The sequence below is a fragment of the Streptomyces sp. NPDC006265 genome, assembly GCF_040613555.1.
Lineage (GTDB): Bacteria > Actinomycetota > Actinomycetes > Streptomycetales > Streptomycetaceae > Streptomyces.
In genome coordinates, this window is sequence record NZ_JBEXSH010000652.1 from 1 (window position 1) to 5,240 (window position 5,240).

At 69.6% G+C, this 5,240-nt stretch carries 6 protein-coding genes and 1 pseudogene; 4 read left to right on the forward strand and 3 right to left on the reverse strand.

The genetic code is table 11. The features are described from left to right. A partial coding sequence (locus ABZ281_RS36500; RefSeq protein ID WP_356662346.1) for a biosynthetic peptidoglycan transglycosylase occupies positions 1–816 on the reverse strand: 816 nt, incomplete at its 3' end. A 409-nt stretch (positions 817–1,225) separates the two neighbouring features. On the opposite strand from ABZ281_RS36500, the gene wblA reads away from it, so the two are divergent. Continuing rightward, a complete protein-coding gene (gene wblA, locus ABZ281_RS36505) occupies positions 1,226–1,564 on the forward strand; it encodes a transcriptional regulator WblA (protein WP_356662347.1) in 339 nt (112 codons plus the stop codon). Positions 1,565–1,734: 170 nt separating this feature from the next. On the opposite strand, the gene ABZ281_RS36510 is transcribed toward wblA, so the two are convergent. Continuing rightward, positions 1,735–3,135: an ArsA family ATPase gene (locus ABZ281_RS36510; protein ID WP_356662348.1), complete on the reverse strand. Its 1,401-nt coding sequence runs from the start codon at positions 3,133–3,135 to the stop codon at positions 1,735–1,737. 126 nt (positions 3,136–3,261) lie between these two features. Beyond that, the gene (locus tag ABZ281_RS36515) at positions 3,262–4,239 is read right to left on the reverse strand and encodes an ArsA-related P-loop ATPase (protein WP_356662349.1); all 978 of its coding nucleotides are present in this window, start codon (positions 4,237–4,239) and stop codon (positions 3,262–3,264) included. A gap of 106 nt (positions 4,240–4,345) precedes the next feature. Here ABZ281_RS36515 and ABZ281_RS36520 point away from each other — a divergent pair, with 106 nt between their 5' ends. The 3 genes and pseudogenes from ABZ281_RS36520 to ABZ281_RS36530 all read left to right on the forward strand — a co-directional run. Further along, on the forward strand, positions 4,346–4,504 hold the full coding sequence (locus ABZ281_RS36520) for a DUF4177 domain-containing protein (RefSeq protein WP_097218487.1): 159 nt from the start codon (positions 4,346–4,348) through the stop codon (positions 4,502–4,504). Beyond that, complete coding sequence (locus tag ABZ281_RS36525; protein WP_356662350.1) at positions 4,504–4,965, forward strand: RidA family protein; 462 nt, start codon at positions 4,504–4,506, stop codon at positions 4,963–4,965. The genes ABZ281_RS36520 and ABZ281_RS36525 overlap by 1 nt, the downstream gene beginning before the upstream one ends. Before the next feature lie 106 nt (positions 4,966–5,071). Further along, a pseudogene (locus tag ABZ281_RS36530) lies at positions 5,072–5,240 on the forward strand (NUDIX hydrolase); the annotation flags it as partial.

A 5,240-nucleotide genomic window follows, 5' to 3' on the forward strand; every position in this document is an offset into this window, starting at 1 on the left:
GGCCTGCGCCCGGGAGATGTCGCCGACGGCCGCCATGCGCCGCAGCACGGTGTTGCGGCGCTTGGTGGCCTCCGCCTCGTCGTTGACCGGGTCGTACCGGCTCGGCGACTGGACGATGCCGGCGAGGAGCGCCGCCTCCTGGACGTTCAGGTCCTTGGCGGACTTGGAGAAGTAGCGCTGGGCGGCAGCCTCGACGCCGTAGGCCTGCTGGCCGAAGAACGTGATGTTCAGGTAGTTCTCGAGGATCTTCTTCTTGCCCAGTTCCTCCTCGACCTGGATCGCGTACTTGAGCTCGCGGATCTTGCGGCCGATGGTCTGCTGGGTGGCCTGCGCGACCTTCGTCGGGTCGTCGCCCGCCTCCTCGACGAAGACGTTCTTCACGTACTGCTGCGTCAGGGTGGAGGCGCCCTCGGAGACTCCGCCGGTCTGCGCGTTCTTGTTGAGGGCGCGCAGGACGCCCTTCAGGTCGACCGCGCCGTGCTGGTAGAAGCGCGAGTCCTCGATCGCGACGATCGCCTTCTGCATGTACGGCGAGACGTCCTTGAGGGGGACAACCGTGCGGTCGCGCGAGTAGACCGTGGCGATCTGGTCGCCGTCGGCGTCGAGGATCGTGGTGCGCTGACTGAGCGGCGGGGTCTTCATGTTGGCGGGGAGCTCGTCGAAGCTCTCGACCGATCCCTTGGCCGCAAGTCCCAGCGCGCCCACCGCCGGGAGTGCGATGCCGGCCAGCACGGCTCCCGCGAGGACACTGACACCGAGGAACTTGGCGGCCTGCTGCGTGGGAGACAGACCACCGCCCGAGCGCTTCTTTGGCATGAGGGCAGCCTACGTTCTCATTCGCCGGACAGGCGTATAGGCCTTGGCCTAAGCTGCTCTCAACTGTCACAGCAGTGAGGTCACGTATCAATACGTCCGGCGACCCCGAATCGTTCCGGGTGTTCCGCAACTTTTTTGGTGGGGCCGTGTCCGAATCCGTCTGGTGTGTCATACGGCGTCCCATGTGACGCAACTGAACTGTCCCGGTTTGTCGGGAAGGTTACGTATGTCGCCAGCTCACTCCCCCGGGTGATCTGCCGCTTACCCATAGTCCGTTCGGGCCATTCAAGATTGGGCCCGCTGGGGGTGTTGCGCTGTGCCCACCTTCCGTAACGTCCTCAACTGGCGGCGGTGAATATGCCGCTTGCCGCCGTGGGGGAGCCTCGATTCGGGAGAGGACGGCGCCGGTATGGGCTGGGTAGTCGACTGGAGTGCGCAGGCGGCCTGCCGCACTACCGATCCGGACGAACTGTTCGTTCAAGGAGCAGCGCAGAACAGGGCCAAGGCGGTGTGCACCGGATGCCCGGTGCGCACGGAGTGCCTGGCCGACGCGCTCGACAACCGCGTCGAGTTCGGCGTGTGGGGAGGCATGACGGAGCGGGAGCGCCGCGCACTGCTGCGCAGGCGTCCCACTGTGACCTCCTGGCGCCGGCTGCTGGAGACGGCGCGTACGGAGTACGAGCGGGGGTGCGGTGTTCTGCCCCTCGACGACGACGAGATGTACGGGAATTACGCAGCGGTGAGCTGAGGGGCGAGCTGAGGAGTCCCTTCGGGGAGCTCCCCAGCTCCAGGTCTGAGGGCCCTGCCAGGGCCCTTCGCCATCACCCACGGGTTCTTCGCGTACGGGTTCTTCGCCCTCGCCACGAGCCCTGCGCCCTCGCCGGGTTGTCCTCCAGGCACGCGCCTCGGGTACGCGCCTCAGGCCCTCGCCGCGGGCGGCTCCGGCTGGTCGGAGGGGTCGGGCAGCTCGCGCTCGTCGGCCGCGAGCCGGTCGCCGATGTCGCGCAGTCCCGTGAGGTCGTGCACGTCGCCGGGCAGCGCGGCCACCTCCGTCACGGCCACCTCGGGGTGGAGCGCGGTGAAGCGGTCACGCGTGTGCTGCTCACGGGAGAGCAGCTGCATGCGATCGGCGTGCAGCCTCAGCAGGCCCGCGGTGAGCTGGTCGACGGACCGCTCGGTGTCCTCGGCAAGCTCGGCTTCTTCGGTGGGGGAGCCACCCTCGGGAGCCGATGCCGGAGCCTGAGTTGGTGTTCTGGGCGTGGGAGAGTCTGAATTGTCCTGTGCGTCGGGGGAGTTACGAAGTCTTGCTTTCCCGCCCTCCTGATCCACAATGCGGGTCTCTTCAAGATTTTCCGCGGCGGCGAGCGCCCGCTCGGCCGACAGCCGGTCGGCTCCGCTGCCGTGCACCCGGTTGAGCACCAGACCGGCGAGCGGCATGTCCTCCGCGGCCAGCCGCTCCACGAAGTAAGCGGCCTCGCGCAGCGCGTCCCGCTCCGGTGCCGCCACCACGAGGAACGCCGTGCCGGGCGCCTGGAGCAGCTTGTACGTCGCGTCCGCGCGGGTGCGGAAGCCGCCGAAGGTGGTGTCCATCGCGGACACGAACGTCTGGACGTCCTTGAGGAGCTGACCGCCGAGCAGCTTGCCGAGGGTGCCGGTCATCATCGACATCCCGACGTTCAGGAACTTCATCCCGGCGCGGCCGCCCAGTTTCGCCGGTGCCGTCAGCAGCCGGATCAGCCGGCCGTCCAGGAATGAGCCGAGCCGCTTGGGCGCGTCCAGGAAGTCCAGCGCCGAACGTGAGGGCGGGGTGTCGACGACGATCAGGTCCCACTCGTCCCGGGCGCGCAGCTGCCCGAGCTTCTCCATCGCCATGTACTCCTGCGTGCCCGCGAAGCCCGCCGAGAGCGACTGGTAGAAGGGGTTGCCCAGGATGGCGGCCGCCCGCTCGCCGTCCGCGTGCGCCTCGACGATCTCGTCGAAGGTGCGCTTCATGTCGAGCATCATCGCGTGCAGTTCGCCGCCCGCGGAGTCGTCGATGCCCTTCACCCGGCGCGGGGTGTTGTCCAGGGAGTCGATGCCCATGGACTGGGCCAGCCGGCGGGCCGGGTCGATGGTCAGGACGACCACCTTGCGGCCCCGCTCCGCCGCGCGCAGGCCCAGGGCCGCCGCGGTGGTGGTCTTGCCGACCCCTCCCGAGCCGCAGCAGACGATGATCCGCGTCTTCGGGTCCTCCAGCAGCGGATCGATGTCGAGCAGGCGCGCGGGGGCGAGGTGCGGGCGGGCCGGGTCGTGGCTGTGGGCCGGGTCCGGACGACTCATGACATCCCCTGCTTCCGACTCATGACGGGCCTTGCCTGTATGTCCTGGCTCATGACATGCCCTGCTCGCGTGCCCTGTCCGTGCCGGCTCATCCCGCGCCCCGCTCGCGTGCCTGTCCGTGCCGGCTCATGACAGGCCCTGCTCGCGCAGCTCGCGGGCCAGCTCGTACAGCCCCGCCAGGTCCATGCCCTCGGCGAACAGCGGCAGTTCGTGCGTCGGCAGGCCCAGTTCGGCCAGGACCGCCCGCTGCTCGTGCTCCAGCGTGTACCGCTCGGCGTACTCCTCGGCCTGCGTGAGCAGCGGGTCCACCAGCCGCTCGGCGTGCCCGCCGCGCCGTGCCCCGCCGAGCCCCGCGGACGACAGGGACCGCGCGACAGTGGAACGCGGGACCGTCCGTACGAGTTCCAGGTCCGTCTCGTCCAACACCTCCGGCCGGACCATGTTCACGATGATCCGCCCCACCGGCAGCCGGGCCGAACGCAGCTCGGCGATGCCGTCCACGGTCTCCTGGACGGGCATCTCCTCCAGCAGCGTCACCAGGTGCACGGCCGTCTCGGGCGACTTCAGCACCCGCATCACGGCCTGCGCCTGATTGTGTATCGGGCCGATCTTGGCGAGGCCCGCGACCTCGTCGTTCACGTTCAGGAAGCGGGTGATCCGCCCGGTCGGCGGGGCGTCCATGACGACGTAGTCGTACGCGAACCTCCCGCTGCGCTCCTTACGGCGCACCGCCTCGCACGCCTTGCCGGTCAGGAGGACGTCCCTGAGGCCGGGCGCGATGGTGGTGGCGAAGTCGATCGCGCCGAGCTTCTTCAGGGCCCGTCCGGCGCTGCCCAGCTTGTAGAACATCTGGAGGTAGTCCAGAAGGGCCAGTTCGGGGTCGATGGCGAGGGCATACACCTCCCCGCCCCCGGGTGCTACCGCGATTTTCCGTTCCTCGTAAGGCAGCGCTTCCGTTTCGAAGAGCTGCGCGATGCCCTGACGGCCCTCGACCTCGACGAGAAGTGTCCGCTTCCCCTCCGTGGCCAGGGCCAGCGCTAGGGCCGCGGCCACCGTGGTCTTGCCGGTACCGCCCTTGCCACTGACGACCTGGAGCCTGCTCACGTATTCGAGCCTAACCAGTCCGTGCCCGCGCTACGCGGGAGGCTGTGGACAACGGGTGCGGTGGTGGCCGCGTGGCCCCTGCCCGCCAGGGGCTAGAGTCGGCCGCATGACCAAGTGGGAATACTCGACTGTGCCGCTGCTCGTCCACGCCACGAAGCAGATTCTGGACACCTGGGGCGAGGACGGCTGGGAGCTCGTCCAGGTCGTGCCCGGGCCGAACAACCCCGAGCAGCTCGTGGCCTACCTGAAGCGGGAGAAGCAGTAGTGGGCGCCGTCGAGGCGAAGCTGGCCGAGCTGGGCCTGAGCCTGCCGGCGGTGGTCCCGCCGCTCGCCGCGTACCAGCCGGCCGTGCAGTCCGGCCCGTACGTCTACACCGCCGGGCAGCTCCCGATGGTGGACGGCAAGCTTCCGGTCACCGGCAAGGTCGGCGCGGAGGTCACCCCGGAGGAGGCCAGGGAGCTGGCACGCACGTGTGCGCTGAACGCCCTGGCCGCCGTGAAGTCCGTCGCCGGTGACCTGGACCGCATCGCGCGCGTGGTGAAGGTCGTCGGCTTCGTCGCCTCGGCCTCGGACTTCACGGGCCAGCCCGCGGTGCTGAACGGCGCGAGCGAGCTGCTCGGCGAGGTCCTCGGCGACAAGGGCGTGCACGCGCGCAGCGCGGTGGGCGTCGCGGTGCTGCCGCTGGACGCCCCGGTCGAGGTCGAGATCCAGGTGGAGCTCGCGTAGGACCGAGCCGCGCACCCCGTACCCCGCCCTCTTCGATGGCCCCAGCTGCGGATTCCGTCCCCGGGGCCACTCGAACATCCGCCCGTCACGGGATAGCCTCGCGCCCATGGCGAACGGTCAGTGGTACCCCCCGGAGTGGCCGGACCGCATCCGCGCACTCGCGACCGGCACCCTCACCCCGGTGACCCCGAAGCGCGCGGCCACCGTCATGCTCCTGAAGGACACCGGCAGTGGCCCCGCCGTCCACATGCTGCGCAGACGCGCCTCCATGGCCT